At 72.9% G+C, this 15,318-nt stretch carries 14 protein-coding genes; 3 read left to right on the top strand and 11 right to left on the bottom strand.

Translation table 11 applies throughout. The features are described from left to right. Window positions 1–37 precede the first annotated feature (37 nt). Together ACQEVB_RS17285 and ACQEVB_RS17290 are read left to right on the top strand one after the other, a co-directional pair. On the top strand, window positions 38–1,282 hold the full coding sequence (locus ACQEVB_RS17285; protein ID WP_432972037.1) for a TMEM165/GDT1 family protein: 1,245 nt from the start codon (window positions 38–40) through the stop codon (window positions 1,280–1,282). Between the two features lie 18 nt (window positions 1,283–1,300). Beyond that, window positions 1,301–1,465: a CsbD family protein gene (locus ACQEVB_RS17290; protein ID WP_432972040.1), complete on the top strand. Its 165-nt coding sequence runs from the start codon at window positions 1,301–1,303 to the stop codon at window positions 1,463–1,465. Between the two features lie 21 nt (window positions 1,466–1,486). Here ACQEVB_RS17290 and ACQEVB_RS17295 read toward each other — a convergent pair whose 3' ends face one another. Further along, a complete protein-coding gene (locus ACQEVB_RS17295) occupies window positions 1,487–2,713 on the bottom strand; it encodes an acyl-CoA dehydrogenase family protein (RefSeq protein ID WP_432972043.1) in 1,227 nt (408 codons plus the stop codon). Between the two features lie 112 nt (window positions 2,714–2,825). Beyond that, window positions 2,826–3,959 (bottom strand): dimethylsulfone monooxygenase SfnG, encoded by a 1,134-nt coding sequence (gene sfnG, locus ACQEVB_RS17300; protein WP_432972046.1) that lies wholly within the window; start codon window positions 3,957–3,959, stop codon window positions 2,826–2,828. Between the two features lie 228 nt (window positions 3,960–4,187). Here sfnG and ACQEVB_RS17305 point away from each other — a divergent pair, with 228 nt between their 5' ends. Next, window positions 4,188–4,979, top strand: coding sequence for a DUF1684 domain-containing protein (locus tag ACQEVB_RS17305; RefSeq protein ID WP_432972049.1), 792 nt, complete (start codon window positions 4,188–4,190; stop codon window positions 4,977–4,979). A 265-nt stretch (window positions 4,980–5,244) separates the two neighbouring features. Here ACQEVB_RS17305 and ACQEVB_RS17310 read toward each other — a convergent pair whose 3' ends face one another. The 9 genes from ACQEVB_RS17310 to ACQEVB_RS17350 all read right to left on the bottom strand — a co-directional run bounded on the left by ACQEVB_RS17310 (window position 5,245) and on the right by ACQEVB_RS17350 (window position 15,237). Then, window positions 5,245–5,757, bottom strand: coding sequence for a hypothetical protein (locus ACQEVB_RS17310; RefSeq protein ID WP_432972052.1), 513 nt, complete (start codon window positions 5,755–5,757; stop codon window positions 5,245–5,247). A 52-nt stretch (window positions 5,758–5,809) separates the two neighbouring features. Further along, the gene (locus ACQEVB_RS17315) at window positions 5,810–6,709 is read right to left on the bottom strand and encodes a ParA family protein (RefSeq protein WP_432972055.1); all 900 of its coding nucleotides are present in this window, start codon (window positions 6,707–6,709) and stop codon (window positions 5,810–5,812) included. 307 nt (window positions 6,710–7,016) lie between these two features. Further along, window positions 7,017–7,841 carry a hypothetical protein gene (locus ACQEVB_RS17320; RefSeq protein WP_432972057.1) on the bottom strand — a complete coding sequence of 275 codons (825 nt, stop codon included), beginning with the start codon at window positions 7,839–7,841 and terminating at the stop codon, window positions 7,017–7,019. Beyond that, window positions 7,838–8,758, bottom strand: a complete 921-nt coding sequence (locus ACQEVB_RS17325) for an ATP-binding cassette domain-containing protein (protein ID WP_432972060.1) — start codon at window positions 8,756–8,758, stop codon at window positions 7,838–7,840. Before ACQEVB_RS17325 ends, ACQEVB_RS17320 begins: the two co-directional genes overlap by 4 nt. Continuing rightward, window positions 8,755–10,296: an alpha/beta hydrolase gene (locus ACQEVB_RS17330; protein WP_432972063.1), complete on the bottom strand. Its 1,542-nt coding sequence runs from the start codon at window positions 10,294–10,296 to the stop codon at window positions 8,755–8,757. Before ACQEVB_RS17330 ends, ACQEVB_RS17325 begins: the two co-directional genes overlap by 4 nt. 113 nt (window positions 10,297–10,409) lie before the next feature. Further along, window positions 10,410–11,975, bottom strand: coding sequence for an alpha/beta hydrolase (locus ACQEVB_RS17335; RefSeq protein ID WP_432972066.1), 1,566 nt, complete (start codon window positions 11,973–11,975; stop codon window positions 10,410–10,412). A gap of 183 nt (window positions 11,976–12,158) precedes the next feature. Next, window positions 12,159–13,688 (bottom strand): tripartite tricarboxylate transporter permease, encoded by a 1,530-nt coding sequence (locus ACQEVB_RS17340; RefSeq protein ID WP_432972069.1) that lies wholly within the window; start codon window positions 13,686–13,688, stop codon window positions 12,159–12,161. Next, a complete protein-coding gene (locus ACQEVB_RS17345; protein WP_432972071.1) occupies window positions 13,688–14,251 on the bottom strand; it encodes a tripartite tricarboxylate transporter TctB family protein in 564 nt (187 codons plus the stop codon). The genes ACQEVB_RS17340 and ACQEVB_RS17345 overlap by 1 nt, the downstream gene beginning before the upstream one ends. Next, window positions 14,248–15,237, bottom strand: a complete 990-nt coding sequence (locus ACQEVB_RS17350) for a Bug family tripartite tricarboxylate transporter substrate binding protein (protein ID WP_432972074.1) — start codon at window positions 15,235–15,237, stop codon at window positions 14,248–14,250. Before ACQEVB_RS17350 ends, ACQEVB_RS17345 begins: the two co-directional genes overlap by 4 nt. Window positions 15,238–15,318 lie beyond the last annotated feature (81 nt).

Consider the following 15,318-nt stretch of genomic DNA (forward strand, 5'->3'; position numbering starts at 1 on the left):
CCCGACCTCGATCCGGTCCGTGATCGAGGGAAGGCGCATGACAGCGTTCGGGATCGCGTTGGCGGTCAGTTTCGGGGTCGTGTTCCTCGCGGAGCTCGGCGACAAGTCCCAGCTCATGGCGCTCACGTTCGCGGCGCGCTACCGGGCGCTCCCCGTGCTCGCCGGCATAACCATCGCGACGGCCGTCGTGCACCTGATCTCCGTGGCCGTCGGGCACGGGTTGGGCGCCGCGCTCCCCACCGACTGGATCTCCCTGGTCGCCGCACTCGCGTTCCTCGGCTTCGGCGCCTGGACGCTGCGCGGCGACGCCCTCTCCGCGGACGAGCAGGCCAAGGCCGGCCGGGCCCGCGGATCGGCCGTCGTCGCCGCCTCCGGCGCGTTCTTCCTCGCCGAGCTGGGCGACAAGACGATGCTGGCCACCATCACCCTCGCCACCCAGCACGGCTGGCTCGGCGTGTGGCTCGGCTCGACCCTCGGCATGGTCGCCGCCGACGCGCTCGCGATCGTCGCCGGCCGCCGGCTCGGCCGCCACCTGCCGGAGGAAGCGGTGCGCCGCGGGTCCGCCGCGCTGTTCGTGGTCTTCGGGCTGTGGCTCGGCGCCGAGGCCGCCGCCGGGTTCGCCGACACGACGGTCGGCGCGATCGTCGACGCGGCCCTCGACCACCACGTCGCCGGCTGGATCGCGCTCGGCATCGTGGTCGGCGCGGCCCTGCTCGTCGGGTTCGGCCGGCTCATGCTGCGGCAGCTCGGCACGGGGGAGACGCACCGCGGCGCCCCGGCGACGGTGCTGGTCCGCGTGTTGTTCACCCTGGCCGGAGTGCTCGGGTTCGCCGCGCCGCTGCTCGTGGCCGTCGACGTGCTCCAGCCCATCGCGCTCTTCGCGGAGCCCGGGATCGCCGTCGTCGGGGCCGGCCTCGCGCTGCTCGGCGTCGCGCTCCTGCTGGCCACGCAGCTCGAGCTGGTGTCGGTCCGCTCGCGCGGGCTCCCGCCGGCCACGCGGGGGCTGCACGGGCGGATCCGCCACCCCGGGCTGACCGGGCTGGTCGTCGCCACCGCCGGCACGCTCGTCATGGTGCCGACGATCGTCGCGGTGCTCGCCGCCGTCCTCGTCGTGGTGGCCGTGCAGGTGCAGGTCCGCGCGGTGCGCGAGCCGCGGCTGGCCCGGCTCTACGGCCCCTCCTACGACGAGTACGTGGCGCGCACGGGCCGGTTCCTCCCGCGAGTGGTCGGCGAGGACACGCCTCCCGGGATGCCGGACCGGGTACACCAGCGCGTGGGGTGAACCCGGGAGGAGGCGTCCATGGAGCCCGTCGAGAAGGCGCGGAAGGTGCGTGACGAGGCGATCGGGAAGGCGAAGCAGGTCGCCGGCGAGCTGGTGGGCGACGAGGAGCTGGAGTCCGAAGGCCGGACGGAGCAGAACCAGGCAGGGGCGCCGGAGTCCGAGGAGGCCGCGCAGGACGCGTAGTCCCGCGCAGCCTCCCACGGCTCAGCTGTACCAGGTGGGCTCCGGGAGCTCACCGGTCAGCAGGTGGACGCCCACCTCCCGCCGCTTGTACGCGACGGGGTCGTGCAGCGTGTGCGTGCGGACGTTGCGCCAGAACCGGTCGAAGCCCAGCTCCGCTGTCGTCGAGCGGGCGCCCGTGCCCTCCAGGATCCGGCTGGTGATCTCCAGCGCGACGTCGGTGGCCCGTGCCTTCACCGCCGCGACGCGCACCTCGTGCTCGCCGCGCTGCTGCTCGGTGACGTCGTCGGCCGCGCGGTGGATGGCGACGGCCTCGTCCGCGACCTGGTCGGCCAGCGCCTCGACGGCCCACAGCTTGCTGGCGAGGTCGCCGTACAGATCGATCACGTACGGCTCGTCGACGGCCCGCTCGTATCCGCCGTGCAGCCATGAGCGGCTCTGCGTGCGCGTGTACTCGGCGGTCGTCTCCAGGGCGCCGCGCGCGATGCCCAGGTAGAAGTTGACGAACACGAGCTGGATCGTCGGCACGTTGAGCGTGTTGTAGACCCGCGGCTGGAACGTCTTGTCGACGAACCCGGCCGCCTGCTCCCACGGCACCGCCACCTCGGCGATCGTCACGCTGCCGCTCTCGGTGAGCCGCTGGCCGATGTTGTCCCAGTCGTCGTGGAACGTGATGCCCGGCTGGGCGCTCGGCACGATCGCGAAGACGTGCGTGTCGGTCCCTTCCAGCACGCCTTCCAGCACGGTCACGTCGGAGACCTTGCTGCCCGTCGAGAAGCTCTTGCGGCCGTTGAAGACGAGGTGGTCGCCCTCGTCGCGGATGACGACGTCGCTGTCGCGCGGGTTGACCGCCCCGCCGAAGAACCACTGGTTGCGGGTGGCCTCGGTCTCGACAGCGACGATCTGCTCGGGCGTGCCGACCAGCCGGGCCGCCCAGAACCACAGGTAGTGGTAGCCGAGCAGCTGGCCGATCGAGCCGTCCGCCGCGGCCACCGCGCGGATCACGCGGTAGGCGGTGGGCCATTCCTGCCCACCCCCGCCGTGCTCGACGGGCCCGAGCAGGGTGGCCAGCCCGGACGCCTTGAGCAGGGCGACCTCGGCGGTCGGGGTGGCGGCAGCCTTGTCACGAGCGGCCGCGTCGGTGGAGAGGATCGCGGCCACCTCGTGGGCGCGGGCGATCCACTCGGCGCTGGACGTGGGTCGCGTCCAGTCGGCGGTGATGGTGTCAGGGGTGATGTCGATCGTGGTCATGTCTCTCCTCCGGATCGGTGTGGGCGGGGACGTGCGCGCAACAGGTGCACGACCCGATCCGGAGGAGGTCGACGTGGAGCCGTCTGGTGAGGGCCACGACGATCAGCGGAGCTCAGCGCGTTCCGGCCCCCACGGGTTGCTTCTCGTCGAGCTCCGCCTCCTTCTCGCGGATGATCGGCAGGACGTGCCGGCCGAAGTACTCGATCTCCTCCTGGAAGTGCAGGAAACCCAGGAGCAGCAGGTTCGCGCCGCGCCGCTTGTACTCGATCGCACGGTCGGCGATCTGCTCCGGCGTGCCGATCAGCTGGGTGCGGAAGCCGTCGTTGTACTGGACGAGGTCCTCGAACGTGGAGTCCGCCCACATGCCGCGCTTGTCGCCGGTGGACGCGCCGGCCTGCTGGACGGCGTCGTGGAAGCCCTGCACGGCCGGCTTGTTGGCCTTGGCGATGATCTCGCGCAGCGTGTCGCGGGCCTCCTTCTCGGAGTCGCGGGCGATCAGGAAGCCGTTGAGCCCGAACTTCGGCGGGGTGGCGCGGCCGGCGTCCTTCGCGTGCCCGAGCACCTCGCGGACCTGCTCGGTGAACCCGTCGTAGTCCTTGCCGTTGGAGAAGTACCAGTCGGCGTAGTGGCCGCCGTTGTACCGAGCGGCGGTGGAGTTCCCGCCCTGGAAGATCTCCGGGTGCGGGCGGTCGGGCACGTCGACGGGCTTGGGCTTCAGGTCGAAGTCGTGCAGGCGGTAGAAGTCGCCGCTGAAATTCGCGTGGTCGGACGTCCAGATCTCGCGCAACACCTGGATGAACTCGGCGGAGCGGCGGTAGCGCTCGTCGTGCTCGAGCCACGGCTCGCCGAGCGCGGTGAACTCCTGCTTGAACCAGCCGGAGACGACGTTGACGGCGACCCGTCCCTTCGACAGGTGGTCGGCCGTCGCCACCCACTTGGCGAGCACGCCCGGCTGCCACAGCCCCGGGTGCACGGCGGCGATGACCTTCAGCCTCTCGGTGGCCAGCAGCAGCGCGAGCGAGAAGCTCGTGGACTCGTGCTGGTGGTCGGCGCCGTAGGACGCCATGTAGCGCACCTGGGAGAGGGCGTAGCTGAAGCCGTTGTTCTCCGCTGTCTGCGCCAGCTTCTTGTTGTAGTCGTAGCCCCAGTCGGTGCGCTGCTCGATCGTGCTGGTGACCAGGCCACCGCTCACGTTGGGCACCCAGTAGGCGAATTCGAGCGGAGCGGGACGTGTTTCATCGGACATGGTGGTGCCTTCCCGGAATTGCTCGCGAAATGTACGGACTATTGTCTGTGCGGTCTTGACCTGCGGGAACGCAGGGACTCAGCGACAACCCGCGGAATTCACGCGCAACAGGTCGACATGACGTCGACGCGTCAGATCAGGCGCGATCACGCATTCACCGTCGCGGATCGCCACGGCAGGTGTCAACCGCGCGGGATGGATCGGCGGTCCGTTCGCGTTGCACGTCACATGACGAGCACGATCCCGGACCTGGCCCGGGAGTGGTACGCGTGGCACGAGCGGCGGGAGCAGGAGCTGGCTGCGCCGCACGGCTGGTTGAGCGTCGTCGCGCTGCACCGACTCACCGAGCGGCCCACCCGCTTCCCCGGCGTTCCCGGGCTCTGGAGCGCCACCACCGACGGGGTGGAGCTCACCGCGCACGCCGCGGAAGGACTGCTGGTGCCGACGGTGCGCGAGGCACGGCTGATCGACGCCACCGTGCACCTGCACCCGCTGGACGGGCGTCCGGGCACGATGGTCTCGGTGGATCGCCGGATCGTGGAGGTGCTGCGCCGCGGGGCCCTGCACTTCCTGCGGGTCCGCGACCCGCAGGCCCCCGCCCGCGCGGCGTTCGCCGGGGTGCCGGCCTTCCCCGTCGACGAGCGCTGGGTCGTCCCCGCCCGCTTCGAGCCGTACCCGCAGCCGCGCGTGACGACCGTCGGGGCGGTTGTCGAGGGACTCACGCACGAGCGCACGGCCGTCGGGGTGGTGCACCTGCGGATCGCGGGTGCGGAGCACGGCCTGGTCGCGTTCGCCGGGGGCGAGGACGAGCTGGTGCTGCACTTCCGCGACCGCACCTCCGGCACCAGCACGTACGGCGGCGGGCGCGAGGTCACCGTCGCTCGGTCGGCGACGACGGTCGACCTCAACCGCGCGGTCAACCTGCCCTGCGCGTTCACGGCCGGTGCGACCTGCCCGCTCCCGCCGCCGGGCAACGTGCTCGACGTCGCCGTGGAGGCGGGGGAGCAGCTGCCGGGCTGAAGGACGCGGCCGCGGGCCCGGCAGCGGGTCTGGTGGCGGTGATCAAGGCCAAAAGGTTGCTGGCGAAGATCGACTGACCACCTTTTGCCCTTGATCAGCGACGCTCGCGCCGGTTGGCCGACGCGGCACGGACATCGGCGCCCGGACGGCGCGGGGCCCGTCGATCATGGGCAGAACGTCGCTGCCGAAGATCGACGAGCCGCGTTTTGCCCATGATCAACACCCTGTCATGGCCGCGCGGGGCGGCCGCGGCTGAGTCGGGGCCTCAGCCCCAGGCGCCGCCCGACATCGCCGCGGTGCGCTCGCGGAAGCCCGCGGTGCCCTCCACGATGTCGCGCTGCAGCTGGCCCTTCGTGCGGCCGGTGGCGTTGACGGTGGGGCCGATCGCGCGGGCGATCTCGCGCAGGACGGGCACCGTGAACCGGGCGTCGAGCCCGTCCAGGTAGGCCGCGACCTCGACCGAGCTGGTGCAGGCGTTGATGCGCTCGACGACCGCGGAGATGTCGATGCCGAGCGGCCGGCGGGTCGGTTCTCGCCGGGCGGCGCGATGCGCGCGGGGATCCGGGGCCGGCACGCTCTCGACGGCCGGCTCGCGGTGTTCGACGTTCTCGGCCGGCCGGTAGACCAGCCGGCCGCGCCCGGCGGCCAGGTCCTCGAGCTCCTGCTGCGAGAGGGACGCGACCAGCGCGGCGGCGCGCGCCAGCGCGTGTTCCAGCGCGGACGCGCCCACGGGCACGGCCGGGCCAGGCACCATGGCGGGGACCAAGGGTGCACTCATGGGGTGGCTCCTTCGCTCCGCTCCGGGGGGTTGAGCGGGTCGGTGGAGGGACTTATGCGGCGATGCCGTGCAACCCGTCGAGTCGGCCGGACAGCTCGGACACCATCTCGCGCAGCTCGCGCGTGGCTGCCCGGCCGGTGCCGGCGAGGATGACGGGTACGCCGTGCTCGGGCGCGGGCCCGTACACGGCCTTCGAGTCGCGCATCGTGGTCTCGAACGTCGGCACCTGACGGGCCTCGATCCGGCTGATCACGCTGCGCTGGGCCTCGATGGGGGCGCCGTCGTGGCTCTGGACCATCGTGAAGATCACGGCGGCCGGGGGCCGGTCGATCGGCTCTGCACCGGTGGCGTTGAACTCCTCGGTGAACTCGCGGATCTTCAGCCCCAGCGAGTCGATGCCGTTGGTGGACAGGTAGTCCGGCTTCGTGGGGATGAGGAGCATGGTCGCTGCGGCGACGGCGTTCTTCGCGACGAGCCCGAAGTTGGGCGCGCAGTCGATGAGCACCGTGTCGTAGTCGGCCAGGTCCTTGTGCGCGAGTCCGGCACGCAGCCGGCCGTGCAGCTGCGCGAACTTGGACGGGTCGGCCAGCAGGTCCGCCGCCAGCCGCGTCTCGACGTCGGCGATGTCGCGGTGGGCCGCGATCAGGTCGAGCTGACCCGAGCTGCGGGCCAGCTTGTCGTGGACGCGAGGCGGGGAGCTGATCAGTTCGAGCGGGCTCTCCATCTCCTGCGGAGTGCCGATGTTGTCGAACCAGTGCTTGATGGTCCGGTGGGGGAGCAGCTCGTTCGTCCACTGCGTCTGCGTGAAGAACGAGACCGACAGGCTGCCTTGTGAATCGAGATCGACCAGCAAGACCTTCTGACCTCGGGCGGCCAGCCCGGCGCCGAGGTTGGCGGTGAGCGTGGTCTTGCCCACGCCACCCTTGTGATTGATGATCGCGACGACCTGCACCGTGGTTTCCTCCTGCGTTCGCCGGGGCGAACGATGCCATACCGCCGAGTGGAGTCATCGCTGAGGGGGACTACTCCAAGTGAGTGAGTGCAGCCTCACGTTCGGCCCAGTGAATGCGCAGGTCGCAGACGATCTTCTTCTACCTGCGACGACGCGTTTCCCGGTTCTCGAGCGGCCCTGGCGAGGCCCCCGTTGCGGCCGGTGGGGCACCCGAACGGGGGTGCCCCGCCGACCGCGGACGTGGAGCGATTCTCGTGACGCAGCGTGATCGCCGTTTCCCGGTCGGGTACCCGCTCTCCGGAGCTCGTCAGGCGTCGCGCCGTCGGGCGAGCGCGATCGCCGCGACGAGGACGGCGACGGCCACCCCCGCGGCGTAGCCCAGCCCGAGCCACGGCTCGAGCATGAGGCGTTCGGTGAAGGGTGATCGGCTCGGGTCCGGCTCGACGATCCCGACCTCGAGGAAACGGCCGAGGTCGGAGATCGGCAACCACGGCGCGATGTACTGCCCGACGCCCGGAAGCGACTGCAGCACCGACTCGGCCACAAGCATCCAGCCCAGCAGCGCCGCGATCGCGCCTGCGCCGTGGCGGAGCAGGACGCCGACCGCGACCGCGAGCACGGCCAGCACCGCGTCCACGAGGCCGATGCCGGCGACCGTCCGCCACGGACCGGCTCCGACCAGGGCCAGGTCGGCCGTCGGCGCGAGCAGGCACGCGGCGCCCCACGCCGCGAAGGCCCCCACCAGCCCGGCGACGCCCGCGACGACCCCGACCGCGACGGCCTTCGCCACCAGCGGCCGGACCCGGTCCGGCGCGGCGAGGAACGTCGTCCGCATCGTCCCGCTGCGGTGCTCGCCCGTGGCCGCGAGCGCTGCCGCCACCAGCAGCGGGATCGCCGCCACCAGGCCGATCCTGCTCAGCGCCGGCCACGCAGAGCCCCACTCGGGCACGTAGCTCGCCGCGACGACGGCCGCGAGGCCGGCGTGCAGGACCACCGCGACCGCCGCGCACCACCACACCGAGCGCGTCGAGAGGAGCTTGATGCGCTCGGCCGCGAGCAGGCGGCCGAACCGCGGACCGGACGCCGGTACGGCCGACGCGACGTCCGGCTCGACCTCCACCACCGCCGTCACGACGCCACCTCCTTGGCCACGAACTGCGCCGTGCCGCCCGTCAGCTCCATGAACGCCTCCTCCAACGACGGCTGCCGCGCCGTCAGCTCGTGCAGCACCAGCTGGTGCTGCGCCGCGATCTCGCCCACCGCTGCGGGCGCCACGCCCGGTACCTCCACGGCCTGCTCGCCGGGCAGCTCCCGCACCGTCAGGCCCGCGGCCCGCACGGCCGCGCTGAGCGCCGCGGGGTCGGCCGCCTGCACCCGCACGGATCCGGCCGAGCCACCCAGCACGTCCGCCGTCGAGCCCTGCGCCACCACGCGCCCGCTCCCGAGCACGACGAGCTCGGTGGCCGTCTGCGCCATCTCCGCGAGCAGGTGACTGGACACCAGCACCGTGCGCCCCTGGGCGGCGAGCCGCTGCAGGAGCCCGCGCATCCAGGCGATGCCGGCCGGGTCCAGGCCGTTCACCGGCTCGTCGAGCACCAGCACCTCGGGATCGCCGAGCAGCGCGCCGGCCAGCCCGAGCCGCTGGCGCATGCCCAGCGAGAACGTTCTGACCGGTTTGCGCGCCACCGCGGTGAGGCCGACCAGGTCCAGCACCTCCTCCGGTCGGCCCTTCGGCAGCCCGGCGGCCGCGGCCACCCAGCGCAGGTGCGACCGGGCCGAGCGGTTCTGATGCACCCAGCCCGCGTCCAGCAGCGCCCCGACGACGCGCATCGGGTCCCGCAGCTGGGTGTAGGCCCGGCCGCCGATGCGGGCGGTGCCGGCGGTCGGCCCGTCCAGACCGAGGATCATGCGCATCGTCGTGGACTTGCCCGACCCGTTGGGGCCGAGGAAACCGGTCACGGCGCCGGACCGGATGGTCGCGGTGACGTCGTCGACGGCGAGCGTTCTGCCGAAGCGCTTGGTCAGCCCCGCGAGTTCGATGGTGGTCACTTCGTCACCTCCTGGGTGGTCGAGCAGCGGGTGCCCGGGGCGGGCAGGGTGAGATCGACGAGGTAGGCGACCGCGACGGAGTCGACGCAGGACCAGCCCTCGAAGACCGCGCCGTGCTGCGTGCCCTCGACGGTCAGCAGCCGCGCCTGCAGCGCGTCCGCGAGCGCGACGCCCGCGGTGTACGGGGTGGCCGGGTCCCCGGTCGTGGAGACGACCAGCACGGTCGGCAGGCCGGCCGCGTGCGGGACGTGCCGGTTGCTCGTCGGCGGTGCCGGCCACAGCTCGCAGGGCCCCAACGCGCCCACGACGGGCGTGCCCGGATCGGCGAACGGCGCCGCCGCACGGGCCCGCGCGGCGAGGTCCGCCGCCGCGGCGCGGTCGGTGTCCCGGTCGTCGTCGGCGCAGCGGACGATCGTCAGCACGTCCGTCGGGAGCTCGTAGTACTGGTCGGCGATGGCGAGCAGCCGCGCACCGGAGCCGGTGCGCAGCTCGGCCAGCCCGGCGGTGAGGGCCGGCCAGCGCGACGGGGCGTAGAGCGACGCGATCACCGCCGTGATCGTGTCGCCGTAGGAGAGCGTGCGACCGTCCCCGGCGGGGACGGGTGCGTGCAGCAGCGGCCGCGACAGGGCCTGGAACGCTGCCGTCGCCGCCGCCGGATCGGTGCCGAGCGGGCAGGTGGCGGCCTTGGCGCAGTCCGCCGCGTACACCTCGAACGCGTGCTGGAACCCGGCCTGCTGGTCCACCGCTTCCGCGTCGCTGTCCTGCGCCGGGTCCACCGCCCCGTCGAGGATCATGGCGCGCACGTTGCCGGGGAACAGCTCGGCGTAGGTCGAGCCCAGGAACGTGCCGTAGGAATAGCCCAGGTAGGTCAGCTTGCGGTCGCCCAGCGCGGCGCGCAGCACGTCGAGGTCCCTGGCGACGTCGCGGGTCCCCGAGTTCGCCAGCACGTCCACGCCGCCGGAGCGCTGGACGCACTTGGCGACGAAGTCCCGCACCTCCTGCTCCGCCGCCTCGACGCCCTCGGCGGACCTGTCGGTCTCGGCGCGGTCGGCCCGTTCCTCCTCGCGCGTGCGGCAGCCCAGCTTGGGGGTGCTCGCCCCGATGCCGCGCGGGTCGAACCCGACGACGTCGAACGGGCCGTCACCCAGCCCGCGGCTCATGGCGGCCGCCGCCTGCGTGCCCGAACCCCCCGGGCCGCCGGGGTTCAGCACCAGCGACCCGATCCGGCGCGGGTCGTCGGTCCGGTGGCGCAGGACGGCGATCTGCGCGGTGCGCCCGCCGGGCGCCGCGTAGTCGAGCGGGACCTCCAGCCGCGCGCACTGCAGCGACCCGTCGGCGTAGAGGGGCGCATCCTCGGGCGTCGGGGCGAACGAGTCGCACGGGCCCCAGGCGAGCTGCTGGGCGTAGAAGCGTTCGAGGCCGGGCGGTACCGGCGCGGGAGATGTCGGTGGCGCCGCCGCTCCGCAGGCGGCGACGGCGACGGCGCCGGTGGCGGCACAGAGTGCCGCGACCGCCCGCCGCGTCGATGCTCTGGTCATGATCGTGTTCCCCTCCCGGCGCCCCACGGCACCAGTGGTCAGAGGGTCGCGACGGGCCCGGACGCCCGGACATCGCCGCGAAGTGACAGTTGCCTTACCCGGAGGTCAGGCCGTTACTTCGACCCCTCCGTCTGCGCCGAGCACCGCGTGCCCTCTGCCGGCAGCTCGAGGGTGACGAGGTACTGGGAGCCGATGGCGTTGATGCAGGCCGAGCCCTTGAGGAAGGCCGCGTGCTGGACGCCCTCGTAGGTGAGCAACCGGGCGTCGAGCTCGTCCGCGAGCGCGACCCCGGCGGCGTACGGGGTGGCCGGGTCGACCGTCGTCGAGATGACCAGCACGGTCGGCAGTCCGTCGACGTCCGGGACGTGCCGCTCACCCGACGGCGGGGCCGGCCACAGGTCGCACAACCCGAGTGCGGCGACACCGGGCGGCGTGCCGGGATCGGCGAAGGGGTGTGCCTTCAGCATCCGCTCGTCGCGCGCGGCCACCGCGGCCCGGTCGGTGAACCGGTCGTTGTCCGCGCAGTTGACGGCGAGCATCGCCTCCTGGTCGGGCACCTGACCGGCGATCGCGCGCAGGCGCTCGCCCGTGCCCGCCTTCAGCTCGGTCAGCCCTGCAGTGAGCGCGGGCCAGCCCGACGGGTCGTAGAGCGAGCCCGTCGCCGCGGTGACGGCGCTCTCGTAGGACAACGTGTGACCCGGCCCGGCCGGGACGGGCTTCGTGAGCAACGGCCTGGTCAGCTTCTGGAACACGGCGGTGGCGTCGGCCGGGTCCGTCCCGAGCGGGCAGCTGGCGGCCTTGGCGCAGTCCGCCGCGTACGCGTCGAACGCCGCCTGCTGGCCCGCGGCCTGGGCCACGTCCTGGTCCGCGGTGGACTGGGCGGGGTCGATGGCGCCGTCGAGGACCATGGCGCGCACCTTCGTGGGGAACATCTCGGCGTACGTCGAGCCGATGCTCGTGCCGTACGAGAAGCCGAGGTAGGTGAGTTGGCGGTCGCCCAGTACGGCCCGCAGCACGTCGAGGTCGCGGGCGACGTCGCGGGTGCCGGCGTTGGCGAGGACGTCGACCCCGCCGGAGCGCTGGGCGCACAGCTCCCCGAACGCGCGCTCCTGCTCCTCGATCTGCGCCACGGTGGTGGCCTTCGCCGCGGCCGCGCCCCCGGTGGAGCCGGCGAGCGCGGCCTCCTCGGCGGCGGTCAGGCAGTCCAGCTTGGGGGTGCTCGCCCCGACGCCGCGCGGATCGAAGCCGACGACGTCGAAGGGGAAGTGGGCGAGCACGGTGCTCAGACCGGCCGCGAGCTCGACGCCCGACCCGCCCGGCCCGCCCGGGTTCACCACCAGCGACCCGATCCGCGCGGGGTTGTCGGTGACGTGGCGCAGGACCGCGACCTGGGCGGTGCGGCCGTTGGGTGCCCGGTAGTCGAGCGGCACCTCCAGGCGCGCGCACTGCAGCGCCGGGTTCGCGTACAGCTTCTGCTCGTCGGGGTTCGTGGCGAGACCGTCACAGCCACCCCAGGCGAGCGTCTGGCTGTAGTAGCGGTCGAGGCCCGGCGGCGACAGCCCGATGGCGGCCGGCGCACCGACCGCCATGGGGGCACAGGCGGTGAGTGCGCCGCTCAGCGCTGCGGCGCACAGCGCCGCGATCACCTGACCCATCCGTCGGGCGGATGTCTGCTCCATGATCGTGATCCCTCCCCGGCACCACGTGGTGCCCAGTCATCGAGGGTCGCGACGGGGGTTGCGCACGGTAATCAGCCCGACGGTGAGAATTGCCTTACCTGCAGGCCAGGACGACCGGTCGGGTCATCCGTACGGACGCACCGCGGCCCCCGTCATGGCTCGACGGGGGCCGCGGCCGGTCGTTCAGCGGGAGATCGGTTCCTCCCTCTCCTCGGCATCGGCGGGCAGGGGACCGCGGCGGGCCCGCAGCGCCCGGATCGTCGGCACCACGAGCACCGCCAGCATCACGACGTACACCGTGATCGCGAACGGGGTGGAGACGAGCGTCAGGGGGTCGCCGTCGGCGATCTGCAGCGCCCGCCGCAGCTGCAGCTCCGCGTCCGACCCGAGGATCACCCCGAGCACGGCCGGCAGCACCGGCAGCCCGTAGCGGCGCATGCCGAACCCGACCGCGCCGATCACGAGCAGCACGACCAGGTCGAACGGCTGCCCGCTCACCGCGTACGCCCCGATGCTCGCGAAGAACAGGATCCCCGCGTACAGGTACGGCCGCGGGATCCGCAGCAGCTTCGCCCACACCGGCGCCAGCGGCAGGTTGAGCACCAGCAGCAGCACCAGCCCGATGAACAGGCTCGCGATCAGCGTCCACACCAGCTGCGACTCGCGCTGGAACAGCAGCGGGCCCGGCTGGATCCCGAACTGCTGGAACGCGGCCAGCATCACCGCGGCCGTCGCCGTCGTCGGCAGGCCGATCGTCAGCATCGCCGTCATCGTGCCGGCCGACGACGCCGAGGAGGCCGACTCCGGGCCCGCGACGCCCTCGATGGCACCCGTCCCGAACTCCTCGCGGCGCTTCGAGAGCCGCCGCTCCAGCACGTACGACAGGAACGTCGGGATCTCCGCGCCACCGGCCGGGATGGCCCCGAACGGGAAGCCGATGAGCGGCCCGCGGAGCCACGGCTTCCACGTCCGCGCGAGATCGGCGCGGCCGAGCCACGGCTGCCCCACCGGGATCACCTGCTGGGCCTCGCGGCGCAGGTGCGCCGCCACCCACAGCGCCTCGCCGACGGCGAAGATGCCCACCGCGACGATGACGACGTCGATGCCGTCGGCGAGCTGCGGGATGCCGAACGTGAGCCGCTGCGAGCCCGTCAACGGGTCGAGCCCGACCAGCCCGATCGCCAGCCCGATCGCCAGCGACGCGAACCCGCGCACCCGCGAGTTGCCCAGCACCGACGTGACCGCGACGAACGCCAGCACCATCACCGCGACGTAGTCCGGCGCCCCGATGTTCACCGCCAGTGCCGCCACGACCGGCGCCAGCAGCACCAGCAGGATCGTGCCGATCAGGCCGCCGCAGAAGTGCCCGATCGCGGCCGCCGCCAGCGCCTGTGGGCCGCGCCCCGATCTGGCCATCGGGTTGCCCTCGATCGCCGCCACCACGGCGGCGCTCTCGCCGGGCGTGTTGAGCAGGATCGACGTCGTCGAGCCGCCGAACATGCCGCCGAAGTAGATGCCGGCGAACATGATGAACGCGCCGGTCGGGTCGAACGCGTACGTCACCGGCAGGAGCAGCGCCAGCGCCATCGCCGGGCCGATGCCCGGCAGCACGCCGATCGCGGTGCCCAGCAGCACCCCGACGGCCGCGAACAGCAGGTTGCCGGGGGTCAGCGCGTGGCCGAAGCCGTCGAGCAGGTGGGTGAGGGTGTCCATCACGAGCCCCCGAACATTCCCATGAGGGGGCCGCCGGGCAGGTCGACGCCCAGCAGCCCGTCGAACACGATCCACGTCGCGAGCGAGACGCCGGCGGCGATCAGCGGGTCGCGGGGGACCGCGCGCGAGCCCAGCGTGTACGTCGCGCCCCAGAACAGGCCCATGCCCGCGATCGGCCAGCCGACCAGCGGGATCAGCACCGCCGTCGCGAGGACGACCCCGGCCAGCAGGCCGACCGTGCGCTTGTCGGCGGGGTGCGCGAGGTCGATGTCGTCACCGGCCTCGGCCTCACCCTTGCCCCCGCGCAGCACGTCGATCGTCAACAGCACGGACAGCAGCACGAGCAGCCCGCCGACCAGCAGCGGCACCGCGTGCGGGCCGAGCGGGTCCGACGACGACGTGCCGCCGCGCGTCTCCAGCACCGTGTTGACCAGCACGAGCAGCCCGACGGCGCCGAGCAGGGCGGACACGCCCAGCTCGGAGTGCTCCTTCCACCACGCCCGCGTGGTGTCCTGCGCCGGCGCGGTGCGCTGTGCCGATGATTCACTCGCATGCTCGTTCACGGCGCGAGCCCCAGGTCGCGCAGGACCCCGGCCACCCGCGTGTTCTCCGACGTCAGGAACGCGCGGAACTCCTCAGCCGGCAGGAACGCGTCGGTCCAGCGGTTGCGCTGCAGCGCCTCCCGCCACTCCGGGGTCTGGTGCAGGGCGGTGAACGCCGCGACGAGCTCGTCGCGTCCCCGCTGGTCGAGCCCTGGCGGGGCGACGATGCCGCGCCAGTTGGCGAACTCCAGATCCACGCCGGCCTCCTTCAGGGTCGGGGCGTCCACTCCGGGGGTGCGCTGGCTGGCGGTCACGGCGAGCACGCGCAGCTCGCCGGCGGCGATCTGGTCCGCGAACTCGGAGAGCCCCGACACGCCGAACGCGACCTTGTTGCCGAGCACGGCGGCGAGCAGCTCGCCGCCGCCGTCGTAGGGGATGTAGTTGACCTTCTTCGGGTCGAGGCCTGCGGCCTGCGCCATCAGCATCGGCGCGAGGTGGTCGGGCCCGCCGGCCGACGATCCGCCGCCCACCGGCACCTTGCCCGGATCGGCCTTCCAGTCCCTGATCAGCGAGCCGATGTCGCGGTACGGCGAGTTCTTGCCGACCACGACGATCTCGGTCTCCTGGGTGAGCCGGGCGATCGGCGTGACGTCGGCCAGCGTCGACGGCGACTTGTTCGTGTAGACGCTGCCGACCACGCCCAGGCCCATCGACATGACGAGCCGGTCGTTGCCGCTCTCGTTGACGGTGCGCCCCAGGCCGACCGTGCCGCCGGCGCCGGGCAGGTTGAACACCTCGATCGCGCCCGAGGTGCCCGAGTCCTCCATGGCCTTCGCCGCCGTCCGGGCGGTGATGTCGTACCCGCCGCCGGGCGCGTTGGGCACGAGGAACCGCAGGCCGCGCAGCTGCGTGCCGTCCCCTCCGCCCGTCGCGGCGCCGATCAGCGGTGGCACCAGCAGCAGCGCGGCGAGCGCTGCGAGCACCGGTGCGATCACGCGTGTGCGCATGTGCCCCTCCCCGTCGAGGTGATGCGCGTCATCGTGGGGCAGCGGCGACCGGGTGTCTCGCTAAGCGGCACAACGGTCGTT

Source organism: Pseudonocardia sp. CA-107938 (assembly GCF_050936315.1).
Lineage (GTDB): Bacteria > Actinomycetota > Actinomycetes > Mycobacteriales > Pseudonocardiaceae > Pseudonocardia.

Excerpts from the sequence above, each read along its gene's own strand:
- ACQEVB_RS17350 (WP_432972074.1), bottom strand. The coding sequence starts at position 15,237 with ATGCGCACACGCGTGATCGCACCGGTGCTCGCAGCGCTCGCCGCGCTG.
- sfnG (WP_432972046.1), bottom strand. The coding sequence starts at position 3,959 with ATGTCCGATGAAACACGTCCCGCTCCGCTCGAATTCGCCTACTGGGTG.
- ACQEVB_RS17295 (WP_432972043.1), bottom strand. The coding sequence starts at position 2,713 with ATGACCACGATCGACATCACCCCTGACACCATCACCGCCGACTGGACG.
- ACQEVB_RS17330 (WP_432972063.1), bottom strand. The coding sequence starts at position 10,296 with ATGACCAGAGCATCGACGCGGCGGGCGGTCGCGGCACTCTGTGCCGCC.
- ACQEVB_RS17305 (WP_432972049.1), top strand. The coding sequence starts at position 4,188 with ATGACGAGCACGATCCCGGACCTGGCCCGGGAGTGGTACGCGTGGCAC.
- ACQEVB_RS17285 (WP_432972037.1), top strand. The coding sequence starts at position 38 with ATGACAGCGTTCGGGATCGCGTTGGCGGTCAGTTTCGGGGTCGTGTTC.
- ACQEVB_RS17340 (WP_432972069.1), bottom strand. The coding sequence starts at position 13,688 with ATGGACACCCTCACCCACCTGCTCGACGGCTTCGGCCACGCGCTGACC.
- ACQEVB_RS17335 (WP_432972066.1), bottom strand. The coding sequence starts at position 11,975 with ATGGAGCAGACATCCGCCCGACGGATGGGTCAGGTGATCGCGGCGCTG.
- ACQEVB_RS17310 (WP_432972052.1), bottom strand. The coding sequence starts at position 5,757 with ATGAGTGCACCCTTGGTCCCCGCCATGGTGCCTGGCCCGGCCGTGCCC.
- ACQEVB_RS17290 (WP_432972040.1), top strand. The coding sequence starts at position 1,301 with ATGGAGCCCGTCGAGAAGGCGCGGAAGGTGCGTGACGAGGCGATCGGG.